Origin of the sequence: Paenibacillus sp. Pae15 (assembly GCF_024519685.1) — a bacterium.
GTDB lineage: Bacteria > Bacillota > Bacilli > Paenibacillales > NBRC-103111 > Paenibacillus_G > Paenibacillus_G naphthalenovorans.
Genome location: NZ_JALJRM010000019.1, coordinates 12897 through 35012 on the forward strand (window position 1 = coordinate 12897; position 22116 = coordinate 35012).

The 22116-nt window shown below is 50.4% G+C and carries 21 protein-coding genes; 19 read left to right on the forward strand and 2 right to left on the reverse strand.

Translation table 11 applies throughout. From position 1 onward, the window contains the following. Nucleotides 1-78: 78 nt before the first annotated feature. Nucleotides 79-1008, reverse strand: a complete 930-nt coding sequence (locus tag NR121_RS16100) for a LysR family transcriptional regulator (RefSeq protein ID WP_054817906.1) — start codon at nt 1006-1008, stop codon at nt 79-81. A 75-nt stretch (nt 1009-1083) separates the two neighbouring features. Here NR121_RS16100 and aroC point away from each other — a divergent pair, with 75 nt between their 5' ends. The 3 genes from aroC to NR121_RS16115 all read left to right on the forward strand — a co-directional run bounded on the left by aroC (nt 1084) and on the right by NR121_RS16115 (nt 4043). Continuing rightward, nucleotides 1084-2139, forward strand: a complete 1056-nt coding sequence (gene aroC, locus NR121_RS16105) for a chorismate synthase (protein ID WP_062409047.1) — start codon at nt 1084-1086, stop codon at nt 2137-2139. A 309-nt stretch (nt 2140-2448) separates the two neighbouring features. Next, a complete protein-coding gene (locus NR121_RS16110; RefSeq protein WP_256831473.1) occupies nt 2449-2916 on the forward strand; it encodes an HAAS domain-containing protein in 468 nt (155 codons plus the stop codon). Nucleotides 2917-3119: 203 nt separating this feature from the next. Beyond that, nucleotides 3120-4043, forward strand: a complete 924-nt coding sequence (locus tag NR121_RS16115) for a DMT family transporter (protein WP_062409045.1) — start codon at nt 3120-3122, stop codon at nt 4041-4043. A 117-nt stretch (nt 4044-4160) separates the two neighbouring features. On the opposite strand, the gene NR121_RS16120 is transcribed toward NR121_RS16115, so the two are convergent. Next, complete coding sequence (locus NR121_RS16120) at nt 4161-4346, reverse strand: small acid-soluble spore protein H (protein ID WP_054817908.1); 186 nt, start codon at nt 4344-4346, stop codon at nt 4161-4163. A gap of 183 nt (nt 4347-4529) precedes the next feature. On the opposite strand from NR121_RS16120, the gene NR121_RS16125 reads away from it, so the two are divergent. From NR121_RS16125 to NR121_RS16200, 16 genes are all read left to right on the forward strand, one after another. After that, complete coding sequence (locus NR121_RS16125) at nt 4530-5453, forward strand: AEC family transporter (protein ID WP_054817909.1); 924 nt, start codon at nt 4530-4532, stop codon at nt 5451-5453. Nucleotides 5454-5536: 83 nt separating this feature from the next. Further along, entirely contained in the window at nt 5537-5761 is a 225-nt protein-coding gene (locus NR121_RS16130; RefSeq protein WP_062409044.1) for a cold-inducible protein YdjO-related protein, read from the forward strand. A 215-nt stretch (nt 5762-5976) separates the two neighbouring features. Continuing rightward, the gene (locus tag NR121_RS16135; protein ID WP_054817911.1) at nt 5977-6825 is read left to right on the forward strand and encodes a pirin family protein; all 849 of its coding nucleotides are present in this window, start codon (nt 5977-5979) and stop codon (nt 6823-6825) included. A 149-nt stretch (nt 6826-6974) separates the two neighbouring features. Then, nucleotides 6975-7298 (forward strand): NIPSNAP family protein, encoded by a 324-nt coding sequence (locus NR121_RS16140; RefSeq protein ID WP_054817912.1) that lies wholly within the window; start codon nt 6975-6977, stop codon nt 7296-7298. 166 nt (nt 7299-7464) lie between these two features. After that, nucleotides 7465-8151, forward strand: a complete 687-nt coding sequence (locus tag NR121_RS16145) for a PIG-L deacetylase family protein (protein ID WP_054817913.1) — start codon at nt 7465-7467, stop codon at nt 8149-8151. Next, on the forward strand, nt 8123-8875 hold the full coding sequence (locus NR121_RS16150) for an acyl-[acyl-carrier-protein] thioesterase (RefSeq protein ID WP_062409043.1): 753 nt from the start codon (nt 8123-8125) through the stop codon (nt 8873-8875). Before NR121_RS16145 ends, NR121_RS16150 begins: the two co-directional genes overlap by 29 nt. Before the next feature lie 549 nt (nt 8876-9424). Further along, nucleotides 9425-10567: an ABC transporter substrate-binding protein gene (locus tag NR121_RS16155; RefSeq protein ID WP_062409042.1), complete on the forward strand. Its 1143-nt coding sequence runs from the start codon at nt 9425-9427 to the stop codon at nt 10565-10567. 74 nt (nt 10568-10641) lie between these two features. Then, nucleotides 10642-11532, forward strand: a complete 891-nt coding sequence (locus NR121_RS16160) for a branched-chain amino acid ABC transporter permease (RefSeq protein WP_062409041.1) — start codon at nt 10642-10644, stop codon at nt 11530-11532. Between the two features lie 35 nt (nt 11533-11567). Then, nucleotides 11568-13466 carry a branched-chain amino acid ABC transporter ATP-binding protein/permease gene (locus NR121_RS16165; protein ID WP_201023614.1) on the forward strand — a complete coding sequence of 633 codons (1899 nt, stop codon included), beginning with the start codon at nt 11568-11570 and terminating at the stop codon, nt 13464-13466. Beyond that, entirely contained in the window at nt 13453-14157 is a 705-nt protein-coding gene (locus NR121_RS16170) for an ABC transporter ATP-binding protein (RefSeq protein WP_082660787.1), read from the forward strand. Before NR121_RS16165 ends, NR121_RS16170 begins: the two co-directional genes overlap by 14 nt. Before the next feature lie 109 nt (nt 14158-14266). Next, on the forward strand, nt 14267-15436 hold the full coding sequence (locus NR121_RS16175; RefSeq protein ID WP_062409040.1) for an iron-containing alcohol dehydrogenase: 1170 nt from the start codon (nt 14267-14269) through the stop codon (nt 15434-15436). Between the two features lie 12 nt (nt 15437-15448). Beyond that, on the forward strand, nt 15449-16912 hold the full coding sequence (locus NR121_RS16180) for an aldehyde dehydrogenase family protein (protein WP_062409039.1): 1464 nt from the start codon (nt 15449-15451) through the stop codon (nt 16910-16912). Nucleotides 16913-16964: 52 nt separating this feature from the next. Continuing rightward, nucleotides 16965-18110, forward strand: a complete 1146-nt coding sequence (locus tag NR121_RS16185; RefSeq protein WP_062409038.1) for an acyl-CoA dehydrogenase family protein — start codon at nt 16965-16967, stop codon at nt 18108-18110. Nucleotides 18111-18141: 31 nt separating this feature from the next. After that, complete coding sequence (locus NR121_RS16190) at nt 18142-18777, forward strand: RraA family protein (protein ID WP_256831476.1); 636 nt, start codon at nt 18142-18144, stop codon at nt 18775-18777. A 23-nt stretch (nt 18778-18800) separates the two neighbouring features. Next, a complete protein-coding gene (locus tag NR121_RS16195) occupies nt 18801-20363 on the forward strand; it encodes an acyl CoA:acetate/3-ketoacid CoA transferase (RefSeq protein ID WP_074727541.1) in 1563 nt (520 codons plus the stop codon). A 12-nt stretch (nt 20364-20375) separates the two neighbouring features. Further along, complete coding sequence (locus tag NR121_RS16200) at nt 20376-22115, forward strand: FAD-binding protein (protein ID WP_062409035.1); 1740 nt, start codon at nt 20376-20378, stop codon at nt 22113-22115. Nucleotide 22116: the final 1 nt, after the last annotated feature.

Sequence of the window (22116 nt, forward strand, 5' to 3'; positions counted from 1 at the left end):
TTTATAAATCGTTAACGTGATCCCGATCATTCATTTGTTGAATGGTCGGGATTTGTTGTGTATAGCGGCGCGAGCGAATCAAGAAGCCGTAAGCAGCTCCATAAACCGTGCGGCAATGAGAGACGGGGAATGTTCGCGCAGCATGGCTATTCCAACGGCACGGGGCGGGATCGGCTCGACCGTTTGCAGCTCGAACAGCTGTCCGGCATCCAGTTCTTGCTGGACAAAGGACCGGGTCACGAAGGCGGTGCCGTAGCCGCGCCGGGCCAGCTCAAGCAGCATCTCCATACTGTTCAATTCTATGTCCGCCTCAACCTTATAGCCCTGTGCGTACAGCCACTGCTCCACGAATAGTCTGGTGCTGCTTTCCGAAGACAGCAGGAGAAGCGGGATTTCCGCTAATTGTCCGGTTGTAATCGGCTGTCCGGATAGCGCACGATAGGCATTCCCTACGACAAAACAATCCTGGATGTCCAGCAGCGGCTTCACCTCCAGGCCGGGATCATCCACGGGAAGATGGACGAGACCCAATTCAATTTGCCCGTCCTTTAATCTTTTTCCGATATCGGCGGTTTTGCCTTGGGAAAGACGGATACGTACTCCGGGATAATCGGCATGGAACTGATCGAGTGCGGGCAGCAGCAGATGCCTAATGAACGGTCCGCTTGCGCCGATCCGCAGCTCGCCGGCTGTCAGGCGCCTGAGAGACTGAATTCGTTTCTCTCCGGCATCCAGCAGGGCAAAGGACTGTTCCACATATTCGAACAGAGCGCGGCCTTCCGATGTTAAATTCACCCCTTTGGAAAGACGATCGAACAGCTTTACTCCCAGAGTCTCTTCTAATTGTTTGATCGCATAACTAACCGAAGGCTGGGTAATGTGAAGCGCTTGTGCGGCTTTGGTCAAATTACCGAGCTTGGCGGTATACAGAAATATGCGATACCACTCCATCGCTACTGTTTTGATATAGAACACCTCTATGACATGATTAAAATATTGTGATTTCATTTATTTCATGAGTGAAATTATAATGGAACCAGTCGAAGGTGTCAAAAGGATTCAAAATACCAAGGGGGAAAGGCGATGGCAGGAAGTTCGTTCGGTGATTTTCTGAAAATCACGACGTTTGGGGAATCTCACGGAGAGTCGATCGGAGTGATTATTGACGGGGTTACGCCCGGAGTGGAAATAGACGAGCAGTACATTCAGATTCAAATGGACCGGAGAAAACCGGGGCAGTCCTCCGTAACGTCTCCCCGCAAGGAATATGACCAGGTATATATTCAATCCGGGGTCTACGAGGGCAAAACGACAGGAACGCCGCTTTTTATCACGTTATACAATAAAGATATGAGACCCGAGGCTTATCGCGATATTCAGCATTCCTTCCGGCCGGGGCATGCCGACTTTACGTATTTGAAAAAATACGGCATCCGGGATCATCGGGGAAGCGGCAGAGCATCGGGCAGAGAGACGGCCGCGAGAGTGGCTGCGGGTGCCGTGGCGCGCAAGCTGCTTGAGCGCAGAGGCGTCAGCGTCGTAGCCTATACGAAGGCCATTGGCGGAATCGAATGCGCCGCCTTTATTGAGGATCAAATCGAACGCAATGCGGTCAGAGCCTGCGACCCGGAAGCGGCGGTTCGGATGATAGAGATAATTGAAGCTTTGGCGGCGATCGGGGACAGCTGCGGCGGCATTGTGGAATGCAGGATTCGGGGGATGATCCCCGGCTTGGGAGAGCCGGTGTTTGACAAGCTTGATGCGGATCTTGCCAAAGGGATGCTATCGATCGGCGCTGTAAAAGGAATCGAATTCGGAGCCGGATTTGAGGCAGCCGGAATGCTGGGCAGCGAGCATAACGACCAGATGAACGCGTCCGGTTTCTTAAGCAACCACTCGGGGGGCATTCTCGGAGGAATCAGCACCGGGGAAGAAATCATCTTCAGGGTTGCCGTTAAGCCGACTTCCTCGATATCTGTCCCACAGCAAACGATCCGTACCAGCGGAGAAGAACAAGTCATTGTGACGAAGGGGAGACATGACCCGTGCATTTGCCCGCGAATTGTCCCTGTAGTCGAAGCCATGGCCTGCCTTGTCATCGAAGACCACTTTAAGCGTCATGCGGCTCTGCATCACTAATATCGCAGCAAAAAAGGGGATGCCCCTCAGCCTTTGCAGCTTGGGGTAATCCCTATTTTCCTTCCAGCGGTCTTTCTAACGTTTTTTCGCTTCTCTAAAATATATACCCTCACCCAATATTTTCGCCGAAAACACGCCGAACACCAGAGACCACACCGGAGCGGCAATTCCCAAAAAAGATACGTTCGATACGGCGATCGCAAACGTAAACACGGTGGAATAACGTTAGGAGGACTCGGAAAAAGCCGACGAGTTCAAGTAAGGCACCTCCGGCATCAACTGTGTTCTATTATAAAATCCTCTGAAGATGTGTTTGGAACAAATCCCAAATCCTATTGCGACGAGTTAATGAAGGAAATTCCCAAACGCACGATGCGGGAGCGGGTCAAGCTTATGTTTCTGATTCCGCTCCTGCTGCTCCAATGGAAGCTGATTGAAGGCTTCGGCGGTACGCTTCTGCTATCGCTCTACGACCTCGTCGGATACGTTATCGCATCCTTGGCCGTCATCGGTGTCATGTGGATTGTACTTCGCAAAACGGCATTCAAGCCGAACAAGGCGGCGGTCTGGATGATTTTCGGCCTTGCTCTCTGGTCGATTATGATTTTTATCGGGTTAGAGCTTGCCGGAAGACATGTTTGGCCGGAGGGTCCGCACATTGAAATGCATGGAACTTCCGCCTATGATGTATTGGCTGCCGCAGGTTTGGTGATCCTCCTCGCCTCTCTTTTTTGGACCAGCTTTAAGAAGCTGTACCGAAGACCAAAACAAAGCTGAAATGGCAGGGGAAACGGGCTGCATATATTTTAACGCATACAAGCTAGCAATAAGCCGATTAGGGGAGATAATGAAGATTTATGAACCAATCCAAGGCTAAATCCGTTTTCCGAGTCATTTTCCTTGTTCGACAGGACCTGGAAACGGGAGTATGATTCGGAGTGTCGGTTTATTTCTTGTTAGATGAGGAGACGAAACGGTTCATGATTCGTTCATATCTACTCCTGCTTTTTTGCGTTACTTGCTGGGGGAGCAATTTTGTATTCGGTTCGATATTGGTGAATGAATTTCCGCCCCTGCTTCTAGCGGCACTTCGATTGACCATGACGTCCTTATTTCTTGTCGCTTATGCATGGAGCACCAAAAAGCTGAAGTACCTGAATCCGCGGGATTACTTGCTGCTCATTCCGCTGGGCTTTATCGGAACGCTGCTCAATCAGGCAGCTTTTTTTACTGGGCTTGAAACGGTTAACGCTACAACAGCCTCACTGATCCTGTCCCTTGCACCGATTACGATCGCTTTGTTGGCGTCGGTGTTTTTAAAGGAAGCCATTACAGGGCGCATGATCGCAGGGTCCATCGTGGCGATTCTGGGCATATTCTTTGTAGTAGGGAAATCCGACGGGTTGAATGTTTCTATAGGCACTGTATACATCCTATTTGCTATGCTTACTTTTGCCGTATCCATCATCATGATGCGTAAATTGACAGAGCGGATCGATCCATTTGTTGCTACGGTATATTCGACTGTGATCGGTTCCGGTATGGTGATCCCGGTAGCGGTCATCAAGGAGCCCTTAAACCATGTCAGTCCCCATCTTTGGGCTTGGGTGATGCTTATCGCAACGGCTATTGTGATGCAGGGCTTGTGCGGTTTAATCTGGAACATGCAGCTCAAGCGTGTAGGTGCGGGCAAAGCATCCATATTTTTGAATCTGCAACCCTTTGTAGCCATGATCGCCGGTTTTGTTCTCCTGGGCACACCGGTGACCGCCATTCAAATCTTCGGATCTATATTTATAGTCGGGGGCGTTGTGCTGGCCACATCCCGCAAAAGAGATAAAGCGAATGCTATGAAGCATCCGATATCTGCGCCTAAACCGGCATCTGTCCCCAAAAGTCCATAATCCATTCTGAACCCCCAGGATAAAAAGCAAGCATAGCCAGTAAGCCGTGATTCCGGCGTGGCTATGCTTATTTTGCTGTTTTATTCGGCTTCTTCCTTGCCCATTCAAATCAAGGTTTTATTCCTCATGCTCTTCCAAAAGGTCTAATGGAACACTTTGTTCATTTTCAGGCTCGTTGAGGGGGTAGATCCTGGCTGTTTCTGTCTGCTCATCTACTTGTTGAATATAAATGGGAACCCCCTGATAAGTGACATTGGCCATAACAGGAGAAGAAGCAATCTCACTGGCTCGCGATTTGTTCATCGTCCTAACCTCCATTTATTTTAATTAACGGATATTAATGTGTTCTTTAAATGAAATTATTATTCTTGAAGCTCTTTCTTATAGGACGCAGCTATCGGGCTTATTGAAAATTCATCTTAGACGAACGCTTGTTAGTGGTATTATATTGAGTAGGAATTGAACTTAATAGAAAGGATGCCCGGCATGTTTCAGACGGTTGTTTCAACTCTGTTTCAAGTTATTGTGCCGCTGTCCGTTCCCGTTATTGCGGGAGCCCTCCTGGGACGGTACAGAAATCTGGAAACGAAGCCCCTCATGACCCTGTATTTATATTTTTTAAGTCCGGCTCTGATTTTGGATACGTTGAATCGTGCGAATCTTTCTTTTGACGACATCTACAAGACGCTTGCCTTCTGTATTCTCAATCTGATATTGATGTGGGCCGTTGCCAATGGATTAGGCAGAATTCTGAAATGGTCCTCCTCTGAAATCGCAGGCCTGACTTTAATCTCTACATTCACGAATGCTGTGAATTACGGGCTTCCGCTCGTTTTGCTCGCTTTTGGAACGCTCGGATTGGAAAAAGCATCGATTTACGTCATTATCCAAATGATTATCGTGAATACGATAGGGATCTATTTTGCCGCCCGTTCCCAGTTTTCTGTGAAAAATGCCATTCAATCCGTATTTTCACTTCCGGCGATTTATGCGGCGATGTTGGCAGTCGCACTGCGGACTTTAGACGTGGATTTGCCGGCGGGAATTGAAAAAGGGGTCTCGCTGGTTGCTGCGGCTTATTCCCCGGTGGTATTGGTCATATTAGGGGCGCAAATGGTCAGCGTAAAGAGCGCCGAGATGGATGCAAAGCTGCAGACCCCGTTCTGGATGGGGATGACGGTACGATTGCTCGTGGCCCCGGTTGTGGCCTGCTTCGTGTTATATGTACTGAACATCGAAGGCATCTTGTTTTCGGTTATGCTGCTTTTGGCTTCGATGCCCGTGGCCGTCAATGCGGTGATTTTAGCGGAGAGATTTAACGCCTCGCCCAGGGTCGTTTCGAAGTGCATTCTATGGACCACGCTTGCTTCCTTTATCGTATTGCCTGTTATGATCGCACTTGTGAAATAAATGGGTAAGGGACTTGCATTTTGGCCCTCATGTGTACCATAATAAATAGTCAACATTTTTGGGAAGGTGGGTTAATCACAAGTATGTCAACATCGACTTCTGAGGCACAGACACAAGAAATGAAGGAAATCCAGATTTGGAAATGCAAAGACAGCGAATGCAACGCCTGGATCCGGGATGAATTTGTAACGGAGGCCGCTCCCAGCTGTCCGCTATGCAGCAGCATGATGGAACAAAGTAAAAAACAGGTTCCGCTGGCCGTTAAAAAAGTGAGAAAAACGTTTATTATGGGAAAAAGAAGATTCTAGCACTTATCTTAATACATAACGAAGAAGCCGACGGCATGCTGCCCGTTCGGCTTCTTCCTTTTCCGGGCGGAGAGAGCATCTTCTCCTAAGAACGCCATCCAATTAGCAGAATATTATATAGTCACTTGATAAAAGTAAGTAATATTTTTATAATGATCCTAACACCTTGCTTTCGATCAACCACTAATGCGAACAAACAAGGGAGGCATCCGTTCATGAACGATCAAGCTCATGTATTCCAGCGGGATATTCACCGTGTCTGGACTGCGAAGAAAAACCGGATTAGTCCGACTCATCAGAACAGCTTCATCCTGGAGCCGGGGCATTGGCAGGAATATGATCCATTCCTGATGCTTGCCGAGGACTGGTTTCAAAGAGGCTCATTCAATAACCATCCACACCGCGGCATCGAAACCGTTACGTATGTGATACAGGGAAGGCTTGAGCATTACGATAGCCAAACCGCAGGAAAGGACGAGCTGCTCCCCGGCGACGCACAGTGGATGACGGCCGGGCGCGGAGTGATTCATAATGAAGATCCTGCCGAGGGTGAAACCGTTCATTCCCTTCAGCTTTGGGTTAATCTGCCCAGCGGGGATAAAATGATGGAGCCGCGATATCAGAACCTTCGAAGCGCGGATATGCCCTTGCGGGTGGAGGAAGGAGCGACGATCCGCGTATTCTCGGGCTCATCGGGCGGTGTAGCGTCCCCGACGAAAAACGTTGTTCCCATTACGATGGTGGAATTGAATGTAGAACCGGATGCCTCCGTAAAGCAGGATCTGCCCGGCTCCTATAATGGTTTTATATATATTCTGGAAGGGGAAGGGTTGTTCGGGAAGGAACGTACAAAAGCCAGTGAGGGCCAGGTCCTGTGGCTGGGTTCTGCAGGGAGCAGCCGCGAGAGCGAGGTTGAGATCACGGCCGTTACCAGGCTCCGTGCTTTGTTGTACGCGGGACAACCGCTGCACGAGCCCGTCGTCGCCCACGGCCCGTTCGTCATGAACACGATGGAGCAAATTCGTCAAGCCTACGAGGATTACCGTAACGGAAAATTTGTGTAAGGCGCTGCAGCTTCTATGAATTTTGGTTATTTGCCCGGCGGAGAAAGTCGTCTATAATAAAACAAGTAAGGACAAATCCTGATGACCTGACCTGGAATGCGCAAACAACGTGATTTGGCCGGACCTATTATTGAGAGGAGAAATGTGATATGCTTTATGAACTCCGTATTTACCATATTCATCCAGGAAAAATGCAGGCAATCAACGACCGGTTCTCCAATCACACCTTGCGTATTTTTGCAAAGCACGGTATCAAGGTTATCGATTTTTGGGAGGATATCAACCCTGAGCATAACCGGCTTTATTATGTCCTTGAATTTGCGGATAAGGAAGCACGCGAAGCGGCATTTAGCGCTTTCCAAAGCGATCCCGAATGGCAGAAGGTCAAAAGCGATTCCGAGAAAGACGGCCCGATCGTAGAGAAGCTGGAAAGCATTTTCCTTAAACGGGTGCCCTATTTCACCCGCGGGTAGCGCCTCAAACGACTTTACCGGCAGCCCGTTATCTTCTTGAGGTATAAAATATACGATCCGCCCTGCTTTAAAGAGAGGCTCCGGCTTATCTTGGAAAGGGGCGGATTTTTTCGTAGCATGACTTCAACGCCTTCATGGAATATAATAATGTAAGGAGGCTGATGAAATGAGTCAAACCGTAGGGTTTATCTATGCTCATCCCGACGATGAAACTTTTCTGAGTGCATGCCTGATCAGGCAGCTTGCGGATCAAGGTCATCGTACGGTTCTTCTCCTGGCCACGAAAGGGGATGCCGGTCAAAAGAACGGTTACGCCAGCCATTTAAGCAACGGGGAATTGGCTGAGGTCAGGGTCAAAGAAATGGAGAAGGCTGCCGAAATCCTGGGACTGTCTGCAGTCGAGCATCTAGGGTTTCCCGACGGCAAATCGAATACCGTGGATGAAAACATATTTATTGACGGCATCGTCAACTTCGTAAATAAATATGAACCGTCGATGCTGTTCACCTTTCCGGCAGACGGCGGAAACTTCCATCCTGATCATATGACCATATCCAAAATGACAACGGCCGCCGTATTAAGCGGAAGATGCCCGTCGGTAGGCCGGCTTTATTATGCCATGTCCAGTACGTTAATGGAGAACGGTTACAAGCCCTCCATCGTCATAGATACCGAACAACAGTGGCCCATGAAGGCGGAGGCGCTAAAAGCGCACAAGTCTCAAATGTTTGCGATTGAACGTTACTTTGGGAAGCTGGATTCGTTTCCGGAAAACCGTCGGTACGAATTGTTTGTACTGGCTTGGGAAAAAGGGAGGATGAACCATGCGGGGCTCGTGGAAGGACGACTATAAGATCAGCTCGGATTATACCGATTTCAGGGCCCAATGCCGCCTGTCCTCTTTATTGGCTTTAATGCAAAGAGCAGCGGATGCTCATGTGGACGATATGGGAGTTCTTTGGCAGGAGATGAAGGACAGCGGAATGGGCTGGATGCTGATCACTTTGGACATCGAGTTCAAGCGAATGCCCCGGATATTGGAGACGGTTTCTATCCAAACCTGGAATAAGGGAACGAAGGGGGTATTATGGTTACGGGATTACCGCGTGCGGGATGCGGACGGGAACCTGATGATCCAATCCAGATCGGTATGGGCCCTTGTCGATGTGGGAAAGAGAAAAATACTTCGTCCCTCCGCGTTTCCGTATCGGCTGGATGTTCACGCCGAAGAATCCATTGGCGATGTGCCCGATAAAGTGCAGGTTCCGCCGGATGTGCCGCTTTCCGAAGCTTATCGGATGCAGGTGCGCTACAGCGGAATTGATGCTAACGGACATTTGAACAATTCCCGTTACGCAGATATTTGCCTGGATGCTCTTGACGAAGAGGAGTTAAAACTATCGCTGCACAACTTTCGGATTACATACCACAATGAAGCGCGAATGGGAGACGACATCCTGGTGCTAAGGTCGGATCTAAGCGAAGGAAGCATTTATTTCAGAGGGGAATCCACGGAAGGCAAGCCTTTTTTTGAGGCTTGTCTAGTTGTCGGATTGCAAGAGAAGAGCAGTCTATAACGTTCAAAGTTATAGACTGCTCAGGGGGATGTCCCATAAGTCACCGAGGTGACTTATGGGACATCCCCTTTTTGTTGTGCCCTAAGATTTGGTGAAAGAAAATGGATGTGGTTCCAATAAGGATCAGAAGCAGTCATTGTTTGGGACTCGGGCGGTACCAAACATATTTTCTCCGCACAAATGGAATCAGGAATATTCCCGCAAGCGGGATGCGAATAGCCAACAGCAAAAAGGGCGGAACCATTTCCGCCCAATATTTGGCCGCTTCAAACCGCATTCCTTATCCTTACTTTATTAAATTAAAGCATATTTTAGCTTAAAAGGGAATATTTGAATAAAAACAGAGCCTTCATTGTGCTGTAAAAAAACAATTGACAAAAAATTGAAGTCGGAATATATTAAATAATATCGTTAATCGATAATCTATAAAATCCAATTTGAAAGCGCTTAACAAAGGGTGGTGAGGTATAACTTATCATATTCTACAGTTGTGAAAAAAAGTCGGAGCAGGCGATTAAAAAATAAGTGATGTCAGAAGGGGTGTAACCATTGAAAAAACGGATTCGCGCAATACTGGGTATGTGTTTGGCGGCAAGCATGATCATTGTATCCGCATGCGGAAGCAGTAGCGGAGGCGCAGGTGATCAAGGCGAAGTGATTAAAATCGGTATGGTTGCCGACCTGACGGGCAAATCCGCACTCACCGGCGAGTTTAAAAAACGCGGCGCTCAGATTGCGTTAGACGAGATTAACGGGGCCGGCGGTGTAGATGGTAAGAAGATAGAACTGGTGGTCGAGGACGATCGCGGTACGAACGACGGTACGGTATCCGCATTTCAAAAATTAATCTCCGACCCGGATATCGTGGCGATCATCGGTCCGATCACGAGCACCAATGCGCTCTCCATCAATGAAATCACCAAGAAAACAGGCATTCCCGTCATGATCGGCGGCACAAATGTCAATTTAACCACCGAATTGAAAAACCAATGGTTTTTCCGTTTCAGACCGAGCGACGCTTATTCCGCCAAGACGATTGTCGATTTCTCGACGGACAAATTAGGGAAAAAGAAGGTCGCTATTGTGTATGATACCGATGCATTCGGCACGGCGGGCAAAGACATGCTGGTCGCTGAATATAAGAATAAGGGAATTACGCCGGTCCTTATTGAAGGCTATACCGCGAATACCAAAGATTTTACTCCGGTGCTGGAAAACATCCGCAAGTCCGGTGCTGACGTCATCAACGGCTTTATGACGGCTTCCGCGGATGTGGCCCAATTGGTCGTTCAGATGAGACAGCTTGGCATTCAGGCGGAATTTGTTTCTTCAGCGGCGGGGGCCCAGACGACGACGCTCAAATTGGCGGGTGACAAATTAAACGGGATATATGGTGTGAATGATTTTGCGCTGGATCAAAGCGAGGAGACCAAAAGGTTCGTTGAAAACTTCAAACAGAAATATACGGATGTGCCGGATTTATTTTCAGGCTGGGTGTATGATGCCCTGCATGTGCTGGCCAAAGTCATGGCGGAAAAAGGGACTTCTCCCGATCAGATCCGCGAGGGAATTTTAGCCGTGAAGGGACATAAAGGGGTTGAAGGGGAATATAACTTTGATCCAAACGGCGACGGCCTGCACTCCTACACTGTCGTTCAGGTCGTAAACGGTGAAATTGTAACCGTAAAATAAAGCGAACCAAAGGCTGAATTCGGCAGGCGGCCCATGCCGCCGGATTTGGCCGATACTCGAGGAAGGGGAAGTTTATGGAACTGTTCAATATGCCCCTGCAGCTTCTGGTCAGCGGGATGGCGATAGGAAGCATTTATGCGCTTGTGGCGCTGGGATTTGTGTTGATCTATGTATCCGTGAATGTGGTGAACTTCGCCCAGGGCGAGTTTACGATGATGGGTGCATTCGTCGCTTTTACCCTTGTGGTTTCGCTTAATCTGCCAATATGGGTTGGCCTTATTCTCGGGACGCTCATTGTCGGCGGAATCGGGTACTTGTTTCAGCTGACCGTTTACCGTCCTTTTGCCAAACGGAACAAAGCGTTCTTGGCGGTAATGATCAGTACGCTCGGCGCTTCCATGATCATTCAAAATATTTTCCTGCTCGGTTATGGCGCAGTGCCTTTGAAGCTGCCGCCTTTATTTGCAACGGACACGATCAACATCGGAGACATCGTCGTATCCGTCCAGTATCTTGCGATCCTTTGCTGCGCGATTGTTCTGCTGATTCTGCAGTACTTGTTATTTGAAAAAACACGATTGGGCAAAATGATGCAGGCTACTGCACAGGACCCGGAGACCGCCAAACTGATGGGCATTAAGGTTTCCCATATGCAAGCGCTGACATTCATCTATAGCGCGGCCTTGGGAGGAGCGGCCGGCATTCTCGTTGCTCCGGTGTTTATGATTAGCCATACGATGGGCGCGATCATCGGCTTGAAAGCTTTTGCCGCCGCAATCGTCGGCGGGTTGGGCGATGTCAAAGGCGCCATTATCGGAGGCCTGATGATTGGCATCGCGGAAACCTTTGCCGCCGCCTATATTTCCGGACCTTATAAAGACGGCTTTGCGTTTTTGTTCCTGATCCTTTTCCTGATCTTTAGACCTTACGGGATTTTTGGAGAAAAAGTCGGAATGAAAGCCTGATGCCCTGATGCAATACATGAGTAGGGAGTGTGTCTATGCAAACCAAAACCATGCAAACCCAATCGATACAAAGCAGTGGCGGTATGGAAAAAGAACTGAAAAGCTTAAAGCCGGCGCAGCCCATTTTCATTGTAGTGGGTCTGGTGCTTGTCGTTTTTGCCTTTTGTCTCCCTTTTTTACTGCCGGGGGGACGCCTGGGCAACTACTATATGACGGAATTATTGCGGACAACGGTATTTTGCTTTGCTACGCTGGGATTGACGGTAGGGATGGGGTATGCCGGACAAATCTCGCTGGCCCAAGCGGCTTTCTTCGGATTGGGAGCTTATTCTCTTGCATCAACGACGGTGCTGTTCGGCTTGCCGTATTGGGCCGGAGTCGTATTGGCCTTAGTCATTCCGGTCGTAACGGGATTATTCCTGGGCGCGATCTCTCTTCGGCTGGTCACCCACTATCTGGCGTTAGTTACGATAGGATTTCAAATCATTATCCAGCTTGTGCTTCATAACTGGAAGGGGGTTACCGGCGGTGCCGACGGATTAAGCAGCATTCCCCGTCCGTTCGGCATAGAGGATGCAAAATGGTTCTACTGGTTCTGCCTGGCCGTTTTATTCCTGTGCATCCTCTTTGTTTACCGTTTGAAACATTCAAGACTGGGGCGGGCATTATTCGCGCTGCGCGAAGATGAACTTGCCGCATCGGTCGCAGGCGTGGACCTGTTCAAAACGAAAATGCTGGCGTTTGCCATATGCTCCACATTGGGCGGGATCGGCGGAGCTTTGTACGCATCGGGCTACGGCTATATCAGCCCGGATGTCTTTATCTTTGAACAATCGGTCACGTTTTTTGCGATGCTGATTACCGGAGGAGCGGATTCCATTATCGGTGCGCTTGTAGGTACCATATTGTTAACCTGGCTGCCGGAATGGCTGAGGTCTTTTAAAGAATACTATTTGGCGATTTATGGCGGTTTGATTATCGTGTTCCTGATTTTTTTGCCGAACGGGATTTGGGGAGTGGTCAGCGGTCTTTATGGCCGGCTCATCAAAAAGAAAAGCAGGGGCGGCAGTCCGGAAAAGGCCGGCGCGATCAAGTTTGTTGAAGGAAAGAGCCTGTCTTATCTGGAGCAAGCCAATGCTGCAACTCCAATAAGAGAGGATCAAGTGATTTTTGAGGTAAAAGGCTTAAAGAAGCATTTTGGGGGCGTCAAAGCGGTTGACGGCGTTAATTTTAATGTGAAAAAGGGCGATATTCACGTGCTTATCGGACCGAACGGATCCGGCAAGACGACCGTGATTAACGTATTAAGCGGGATCTACACGGCGACCGAAGGGATTGTCAAATATCGCGAAAAAGAGATCACCAATCATAAGCCTCACCTGATCGTACAAATGGGAGCCGCAAGAACGTTTCAAAATATTCGTTTGTTTCCCGAGCTTTCGGTTATCGATAACGTCATGATCGGCCAGCATACCCGGACCAAAGCGAATCTGTTCCATGTGATGCTGAATTCCAGATCCGCCCGGGAGGAAGAAAGAAAGATCAGGGCCAGGGCGGAAGAAGCGCTCGCTTTTGTAGGGTTCGATAACTATTTTGAGAAAGTGAAGAATCTCTCCTATGGACAACAAAGGCTGGTGGAGATCGCCAGAGCGCTGGCAGCGGAACCCGATTTGCTTTTCCTGGATGAACCGGCTGCAGGGATGAATCCGGAAGAAACGCAGGAGCTGATCAAGCTGATCAAACGGATGAACGAGCTCGGCATTACGATGCTGCTGATTGAACACGACATGCAGCTGGTTTCGCAAGTGGCCGATTACATTACGGTACTGGACTTCGGTAAAAAAATCAGTGAAGGATCCGTGGAACAAGTATTGAATGATCCGGAAGTGATTAAAGCTTATCTCGGGGAGGAATTTGTGCGTGCTGAGACTTAACGGGATCGAAACAAGATATGGCGAGATTGTTGCGCTTCGCAATGTTTCACTTGAGATCAGGGAAGGGGAAATCGTGGCTCTGCTCGGTATGAACGGAGCCGGCAAGTCCACAACGCTCAAAACGATCTCCGGGCTGATTCGCCCGAAAACCGGAACGATCGAGTTTATGGGACAACCGATTGATCACATCGCACCGGAAGAAATCGTCCGCCGGGGACTGGTTCATGTGCCTGAGGGAAGAAAAATTTTCCCCGGGCTCACGGTCAGGGAAAATTTAATCCTAGGAGCAACCGGCAGGAAGGTTCCCATGCATATCGTGAATCAGGATATCGAGGAGATTACCCAGATCTTTCCCGATCTTATCCCGTTGATGGATCGGCTGGGGTGGTCGCTTTCCGGAGGGCAGCAGCAGATGTGTGCGATCGGAAGAGGACTGATGGCAAAGCCTAAACTGCTGCTGCTCGATGAGCCTTCCCTTGGGCTGGCTCCGGTCATTGTTCAAAATATGTTTCAAGCGATTAAGCAAATCAATCAAAGCGGCACTACGGTGCTGCTGGTCGAACAAAACGCGAGACAAAGCCTGGCCATCTCCCATCGCGGATATGTATTGGAGGCCGGCAGGATCGTGGCCAACGACGATGCGTCCAAACTGCTCGACGAGATTAAAAATGCCTATTTAGGAGCGCATTAATGAAAAGCAAGGGCCAAAAATCATCTTTACGAATGACGGCAATTTTGATATGATTAATTCATTATAGATTATCGATAATCGATAAAAATAAACAAAAGGTCGTGAACCGATGAACCTCGTCTTGGATTCCTTTGAATTTGGTCTGCATACGCAAATTTACTACGGAGTAAACAAAATTAACGAACTGCCGACGATTATCCGTAAGTACAACTACAAAAAAGTATTGATTTGTACGGATAAAGGGATCGTGCAATCCGGTAATTTGAAGCGTGTGGAAAGCCTGCTCAGCAGTGCGGGAATTGAATTCTTCACTTTCACGGAGGTAGAACCGGACCCTACCATCGAGATTGTGCAGCATGTGAAAAACCTGTATATCGAGAACGGATGCGATGCACTCATCGGTATGGGTGGAGGCAGTTCTATCGACACGGCCAAAGGGGTATCCATTGCCGTCGTGAATGCCGGAGACCTGACTCAATATGAAGGAAAAGACAAAATTCCGAACAAGGGCCCTGAGATCATCACCATACCGACGACGGCAGGCACCGGATCGGAGGTGACCCATGCTACCGTACTAAAAGATAACAAACGCCATTATAAAATGGGGATTCTAAGTCAACACCTGCATGCCAAAGCGGCTATTCTCGACCCTCAATTACTGACCACCGTGCCACGAGGGGTGGCGGCGATCACAGGCATGGACGCGTTAAGCCATGCGATCGAATCGTATACTTCCAATCAGGCGCAGCCGATTACCGAAGCGTTCGGATTGTATGCGATCCGGTTAATCGGACGGCATCTGCGCCCATTCGTGGCACGCAGGGCGGACCTGAACGCCGCATCGCATATGATGCTCGCATCTACGATCGCCGGTGCGGCGTTCATTTGGGGACGAATCGCAGCGGTTCATGCCATCTCGCATCCGCTCGGAGGACGTTTGGGCGTTGCGCACGGCCTTGCCAATTCACTGCTGCTCCCCGTCGTCATGAGATACAACGTAAGCACCAACTATGAGAAGTTCAGAGATATTGCGGTCGCGCTTGGCGAGAATGTGGAAGGCTTAAGCTTGCGCGAGGCTGCCGAACGTTCCATTACTGCGGTGGAACAGTTGATTCACGATTTGGAAATCCCTACGACGTTAACCGCTTTGGGTCTGCATCCATCCGATGACGAGCTGGATGTGATCGCGAAAGAAGCCTTTGAATCCGGGATGACGAGTGCCAATCCGAAGGATTGCACAACGGCGGACTTACGGAGAATGATCGAAAAAATCAGATAAGGGGAATCCACAATGGGAAACGCACAGCAAACCGCTATCCAGGTGAACAATTATATCGGTGGACGTTGGGTTGCATCCGAATCCGGAGAAATCATCCAGAGAGAAAACCCGGCAAATACCAGTGAGATCGTAGCTGTTGTAACCAATGCTACGAAAGAAGAAACGATTCAGGCTGTGGAGTCTGCTCACGAGGCCTTTCAAACCTGGTCTAAAGTGCCTGCCGTCAAACGTGCCGAGAAGATCTACAACGTTATTGATGTCCTGGAGAGAAGAAGGCAGGAAGTGGCTGAACTGCTCACCCGAGAAATGGGGAAGCCGATCAAGGAAGCCCACGGTGAAATTACGAAAGCGATCAACGAGGCGCGCTACTCCGCCGGAGAAGCGCTTCGATTGACGGGAGAAACGCTTCCAAGCGAGCGTGCGGGGATTCATGTCAGGACGATCCGTGTCCCCAAAGGGGTGATTGCCGCCATTTCTCCCTGGAATTTCCCGCTGGTGACTCCGCTTCGTAAAATCGTTCCGGCGCTGGCCGCCGGGAACACCGTTGTATTTAAGCCAGCAACGGTGACGGCGGCGATGGGCGCGAAAATCATTGAATTGTTCGAAGAAGCGGGGCTTCCGGCAGGCGTGCTGAACCTGATTGTCGGTTCGGGCCGAAGCGTGGGAAATACGCTCGTCTCGCATCCGCTGGTCAAAGGCGTAACCTTCACCGGCTCAACGGCCGTCGGGTCCGGTATATACAAACTGGCGGCGGAACGTCTGATCGAAGTGCAGCTGGAGATGGGCGGTAAAAATGCCGGCATTATTTATGACTATCCGGATGTGAACGGAGCCGTCGATCAGATCTTGGCCGCAGCCTTCGCGGCGAGCGGACAGCGATGCACCTCGATCAGCCGGATTGTCGTACAAAGATCGAGAGTCGAAGAGGTCACCCGGGCTTTGACGGAAAAGCTGGCCCAATACGTCATAGGTGACGGGATGTCGGACAAAGTGAACATGGGCCCGCTGGTCAGTCAAGACCAATTGGATACGGTGGAGCAATATGTGCGCATCGGGCTAGAGGAGGGCGCCGTTTTGGCGGCCGGGGGGAAAAGGCCGTCGGGGGTGAACGGAGGCTATTATTATGAGCCGACGGTATTTACGAATGCAGCGCCGGACATGAGAATTGCCCGGGAAGAAATCTTTGGTCCTGTCCTTGTCGTGATACCGGTGGACAGCTTTGATGAAGCCGTTCAAGTGGCCAATAACAGTGAATACGGTCTGGCTGTGTCCTGCTTTACGCATCATATGCCGTATGCGGAACAGGCCGTGGAAGAAATCGAGACCGGCATGATCCATATCAACAATGGAACGATCAGCGAATCTCACGTTCCCTTCGGGGGGCTGAAGCATTCTGCCGTCGGCCCGTATTCCATCGGTTCGACAGGCAAGGATTTCTTGACCGCACTTAAAGTCGTATATTCAAGCTCGAAATAAAGCGGATGACGCCGTGTGCCAATTTACTATGATATTTTGGGAGAGTTGACCAATGGGCTACGAATTGACAGCAGAGCAGTTGGAATGGCAGGCGGTTGCGCGGGAATTCGCCTCGCGCAAGCTGACGCCGGCCAAGCATTGGCTGGAGGGCGAGGATTTCTGGAAAAACGCGGAGATGCTCTCCGAGCATGGATTTCTCGGCATTACGCTGCCTGAAGAATACGGCGGGATGAATCTGGATTTATTCAGTGCGATGCTGATTATCGAGGAGCTGTGCAAAGTATGTCCGACCAGCGGACGGATGGTGTATCATACGGGTCCGGGCATCGCCAATTTTATAAATCATCTGGGGACTCCGGAGCAGAAGAGTAAATATTTGCCCAAAATTGCGGCGGGTAAATATTACGTCGCTTTGGGCATGAGTGAGCCGGATGCGGGGAGTGCGGCTACCGATCTGAAAACGACGGCTGTGGAAAGCGGCGATTATTACAAGCTGAACGGCTCGAAAATCTTTGTCAGCGAAGGGCATCTTGCGGATGCGTTTGTCGTGTACGCCCGATTCGGCAATTCGGGCAAACCGTCCGATATCGGGGCCATCCTGGTGGAACGCGGAACGCCGGGCTTTTCGGTCGGAGTAGCCGAGGAAAATATGAGCGGCGAATACCAGACCGCGCTTTATTTTGATGAAGCGCTTGTTCCGAAAGAAAATGTACTGGTGACCAAAAATGCATTTAAAGCCTTAATGGGCGTGTATAACGGAGTGCGTCTCGGCTATGCGGCCCAAACGCTGGGCATTGCGCAAGCGGCCTTCGATCGTACCTGCCAGTACGTGAAAGAGCGCAGGCAGTTTGGAAAGGAGATCTGTGAGTTTCAGGGTGTGCAGTGGATGATTGCCGACATGTATCTGCAGCTGGAAGCTGCCCGGACTCTGCTTTATAAGGCGGCCGCCGAGGTGCTCGACAGCGCAATCGATAAGACGTCCGTGAGTATAGCCAAGGTTTATGTTGCGGAAGCCGCGAAAAAAATTACGGACGATTGCCTGCAGCTTCATGGAGGATACGGCTTTTCACGAGAATACCCGCTGGAGTGGTACTACCGCTGTGTCCGTGCGGCCTCGATTGCGGGCGGTACGGTGCAGGTTCACAAGACGATGCTGGCCGCAGCCGTACTCCAAAGAAAATTCGATCAGCGGAAGTAAAAGACAATCTCACAGGGAGATGAGAAGAAGGATGATTGATCAAAGCGCGGCTGCGTTAACCGAACAATTGGTACAGTTCGATGCGGCGATTGTTTCCGATTGCCTGACAGGCAATGAACACGCCATGACGGCGAATATCAAGCCGCTGGACCGCCGCTTCAAGCTTTGCGGGCCTGCACTGACGGTCAAGTGCCACCCCGGAGATAACCTGATGCTGCATCTGGCCGTGGCCAGCGCCAAACCGGGGGATGTGCTGGTCGCGACAACGAATCAGCACTATGAAGCGGGCTATTGGGGAGAAATTCTCACCATTGCAGCTATGGAACGCAATATTAAGGGGCTCGTGATCGACGGCAGCGTCCGGGACATTGAACAAATCATCGATTTTGGATTCCCGGTATTCACGCACTCGGTATCGATCAAAAAAGCGGAGAAAAAAAATACCGGCAGGCTAAATGCTCCGATCGTTGCGGGAGGTACGGTCGTCCATCCGGGAGATATTATTCTTGCCGATGCCAGCGGCGTAGCCGTGGTTCCTTCCAACCGGCTGGAAGAGATCGTGCGGGCGGCTCAAGAGAAGGCCGAGTTTGAAAAAACGGTCATCGAACAATTGAAGCAGGGAAAGCTCACGGCTGACTTATTTGACCTGCGCAAGTATGAAATCTAGCAAGAAAGGAGGGGGAAGAGACAATGTCTGCATACCAGAGAAGCGTAACGACTCGCTCCAAGGTCATGACGGCGGAAGAAGCCGTAGCGAACATTCCCGATGATTCGACGATTACTATCGGGGGCCTGATTTCGATTCTATGCCCGGAAAAAGTCATCTCGGCTCTGGGCCATCGGTTCGATAGCTGCGGCAGTCCTTCCAACCTGACGGTCATTTCCCCGGTTCGTGTCGGATGGGATAAAGAACGAACGACGGGACTGGATCATCTGGCAAAGCCCGGCATGCTGAAAAGGCTGATCAGCGGAAGCTTTAATGTCAAGGAAAGCCCCAGGATTACGGAAATGATCCGCAGCAATCAAATTGAAGCGTACAGCTTCTCCATGGGAACGTTATTCCATCTCATCCGGAGCATGGCCGGCGGCAATAAAGGCATGTTCACGCAGGTCGGACTGCAAACGTATGTGGATCCCCGGATTGAAGGGGGAAGGCTGAACGAAAGAACGACGGAGAGTCTGAATGAGGTTATCGAGGTGGCTGGAGAAGAATATCTTTATTACCGTCCGCTGCCTGTCCATGCTGCAATCATCCGCGGAACGACGGCCGATGAGGACGGCAACGTCTCCCTGGAGCATGAACCGGTGACGCTGGCCGGCTTAGAGATGGCGATGGCTGCCAAGGCTAACGGGGGATACGTTATTGTTCAAGCCAAGAGGCTTGCCGCCAAAGGTTCGATGCATCCGCGTTCCATCGCCGTTCCGGGTATTTTAGTCGATGCCGTCGTGATTGATCCTGAGCAAAAGCAAAGTCTGCTCGAATATCATCATCCGAGCTGGACGGGAGAGATCAAGGCCCCGATCGATGACATAGCCGAGCCGCTTCCCCTGGACACCAGAAAGATTATACTGCGCAGGGCTGCGGAAGAATTGGCCCCGGGCTCCGTTGTCAATCTGGGGGTCGGTATTCCGGTTTCCTTGCCGCAGTTATTAATCGAAGAGCATTTTTTCGATCAGGTTACGTTTTCTCTGGAGCACGGCGCCGTCGGCGGGATTCCGATGGGGGAGGAAGTGTTCGGAGCACATATCAATCCGACGGCCATTCTCACTTCTCCGCAAGCCTTTGACTATTACCATAGCGGAAGCTTGTCGGCCAGTCTGCTTGGCTTTGCGCAAATTGACGGAGCCGGCAATGTCAACGTCAGCAAGTTTAACGGCATTTTTCGCGGTTCGGGCGGCTTTATCGATATCGTTCACCGTACAAAGAAAATCTTGTTTTGCGGCACGCTGACGAGCGGAGGACTCGAAGTCCGAATTCGCGACGGGAAGCTGGCTGTTGTGAAGGAAGGACGGCATAAGAAGTTTATCCCGCAGGTAGAGCATTTGACATTCAATGCCGATGCCGCCAGACAAAAAGGGCAGGCACCTTTATACATTACAGAGAGAGCCGTATTCCGGTTGGGTGAAGAAGGCCTGGTTCTCGCCGAATACGCTCCGGGAATCGATATAGAGAAGGAAATTTTGCCTTATATCGATTTCCCGGTGACCATTGATCCGGCAGTCAGGCCGATGTCTTCCCATATTTTTGAGTAAGGAGACCAAATCATGTCCAAACAAAGGATTGCTAAAGAAATTGATGCGGATGTCCTTGTGGTCGGAGGCGGCGGGGCGGCAGCCCGTGCGGCGCTTTCGGCCAAACAGGCTGGGGCCGATGTCAGGATGGCGGTCAAATCCCAATGGTTAAAAAGCGGATCAACGGCTACGGCTTTCTCTGAATTGCTTTCCATCGCAGCGGCGATCGGTCACGGGGATGAGCGGGACCATCCGGAAATTCATTATTCCGATACGATGGAATCCGGGGAAGGCTTCATTGATCCCGAACTGGTGTGGGGATTAGCGCATGAAGTGCCGGACCGGATTTATGACCTGATCGATCTGGGACTGGAGTTTGATAAACAGCCGAACGGGAAATTGGTTCAAGGCATGAGCGACTATGCAACGTATCCCAGAACCTGCCGGGTAAACGGAGTCACCGCAAGACACATTCTTGCCATTTTGGCAAAAAGGCTAAAAGCGCTCGATGTGCCCGTGGATGAAGATATGATGATCTTTGACATATTGACTGACGCCGATAAAAAGGTGACCGGGGCCTTGGGCTGGCATCGGCAGACGCAGGAAATCGTGCTTTACCGGACACCGGCCGTCATCTTTGCTTGCGGGGGTTCCCATGGTATTTATAAATATGGCGTAGGTACCCCGGATATGACAGGCGACGGTTATGCCATGGCCTATCAGTTGGGGCTTCCCTTGATCAATATGGAGTTTGTGCAGATCGGACCGGCTTCCTTGTTTCCGTCCATTACGCTTCTCTCCGGCCCGGTCTGGAAAACGAATCCCGAGCTTACGAACGGGAAGGGGGAATCGATTTTTAAGGATATCCTTCCGGAAGGCGTAACGGTTGAAGAGGTATATAAGGAAAAAGTGTTTCCGTTCTCCGTATCCAACGTTTCATTCTATCTGGATACCTCGATTCAGCGGGAGTCAGAAAACCATCCGACCCCCCGAGGCGGGGTGTGGTATAAAAAAAGACCGGGGACCGATGATTTGATCGAGTCGAAAATGCCCAAAACCAAACGCGTGCTGAAAAGCAAGGGGACGGATCTGGACAAGGATGCATTCGAGATCGGACTGATTTCCCAGTGCAACAACGGGGGAGTCCAGATTTTGAATATGAACGGCGAGACGGCTATTGCGGGACTGTACGTTGCCGGCGAGACGGCGGGCGGACTGCGTGGACCGGACCGGCCGGGAGGCAACTCCCTGGCGGAAGGGCAGGTATTCGGCCACCGGACGGGTACGGCTTCTGCGCAATATGCAAAGCGCCAAACCACGAAGCCGGATCCGCAGCTTCAAGCGGCAGATCGGATGGACAGCTATCGGGCATGGCTTCGGAAGAGCGTTCATGGAACGAAAAGCATAGAGAAAGCCGCCGATTCGGTGAGAGACATGATGCACCGAAATTGTCTGGTGATCCGAAGCGAGCAGAGGCTTTCGGAAGCCTGGGATTTTTTATGCGGCCTGGAGACGGACCTGATGAGCGGTAAGTATCATATCGATGACAGTCTGTTCGCCAAGGCGAAGGAATTGCATCATATGATCATCACGGCAAAAATCATCGTCCTTTCCGCCAGAGAACGAAAGGAAAGCCGAAGCTGTCATTACAGAGAAGATTTTCCCGAGAAAAACGATCGCGATTGGAAGAAAAGCATCCGGGTTCAATGCAGCGAGGGTAAGATGACAACGGATTATTATGTATGGCCGACCCGGAGAATATTGCAGGGGTGAT

What these genes read in the sequence shown, in the direction of transcription:
- NR121_RS16100 (WP_054817906.1), bottom strand. Translation starts at nt 1,008, where the DNA reads ATGAAATCACAATATTTTAATCATGTCATAGAGGTGTTCTATATCAAA.
- aroC (WP_062409047.1), top strand. Translation starts at nt 1,084, where the DNA reads ATGGCAGGAAGTTCGTTCGGTGATTTTCTGAAAATCACGACGTTTGGG.
- NR121_RS16115 (WP_062409045.1), top strand. Translation starts at nt 3,120, where the DNA reads ATGATTCGTTCATATCTACTCCTGCTTTTTTGCGTTACTTGCTGGGGG.
- NR121_RS16120 (WP_054817908.1), bottom strand. Translation starts at nt 4,346, where the DNA reads ATGAACAAATCGCGAGCCAGTGAGATTGCTTCTTCTCCTGTTATGGCC.
- NR121_RS16125 (WP_054817909.1), top strand. Translation starts at nt 4,530, where the DNA reads ATGTTTCAGACGGTTGTTTCAACTCTGTTTCAAGTTATTGTGCCGCTG.
- NR121_RS16130 (WP_062409044.1), top strand. Translation starts at nt 5,537, where the DNA reads ATGTCAACATCGACTTCTGAGGCACAGACACAAGAAATGAAGGAAATC.
- NR121_RS16135 (WP_054817911.1), top strand. Translation starts at nt 5,977, where the DNA reads ATGAACGATCAAGCTCATGTATTCCAGCGGGATATTCACCGTGTCTGG.
- NR121_RS16140 (WP_054817912.1), top strand. Translation starts at nt 6,975, where the DNA reads ATGCTTTATGAACTCCGTATTTACCATATTCATCCAGGAAAAATGCAG.
- NR121_RS16145 (WP_054817913.1), top strand. Translation starts at nt 7,465, where the DNA reads ATGAGTCAAACCGTAGGGTTTATCTATGCTCATCCCGACGATGAAACT.
- NR121_RS16150 (WP_062409043.1), top strand. Translation starts at nt 8,123, where the DNA reads ATGCGGGGCTCGTGGAAGGACGACTATAAGATCAGCTCGGATTATACC.
- NR121_RS16160 (WP_062409041.1), top strand. Translation starts at nt 10,642, where the DNA reads ATGGAACTGTTCAATATGCCCCTGCAGCTTCTGGTCAGCGGGATGGCG.
- NR121_RS16165 (WP_201023614.1), top strand. Translation starts at nt 11,568, where the DNA reads ATGCAAACCAAAACCATGCAAACCCAATCGATACAAAGCAGTGGCGGT.
- NR121_RS16175 (WP_062409040.1), top strand. Translation starts at nt 14,267, where the DNA reads ATGAACCTCGTCTTGGATTCCTTTGAATTTGGTCTGCATACGCAAATT.
- NR121_RS16180 (WP_062409039.1), top strand. Translation starts at nt 15,449, where the DNA reads ATGGGAAACGCACAGCAAACCGCTATCCAGGTGAACAATTATATCGGT.
- NR121_RS16185 (WP_062409038.1), top strand. Translation starts at nt 16,965, where the DNA reads ATGGGCTACGAATTGACAGCAGAGCAGTTGGAATGGCAGGCGGTTGCG.
- NR121_RS16190 (WP_256831476.1), top strand. Translation starts at nt 18,142, where the DNA reads ATGATTGATCAAAGCGCGGCTGCGTTAACCGAACAATTGGTACAGTTC.
- NR121_RS16195 (WP_074727541.1), top strand. Translation starts at nt 18,801, where the DNA reads ATGTCTGCATACCAGAGAAGCGTAACGACTCGCTCCAAGGTCATGACG.
- NR121_RS16200 (WP_062409035.1), top strand. Translation starts at nt 20,376, where the DNA reads ATGTCCAAACAAAGGATTGCTAAAGAAATTGATGCGGATGTCCTTGTG.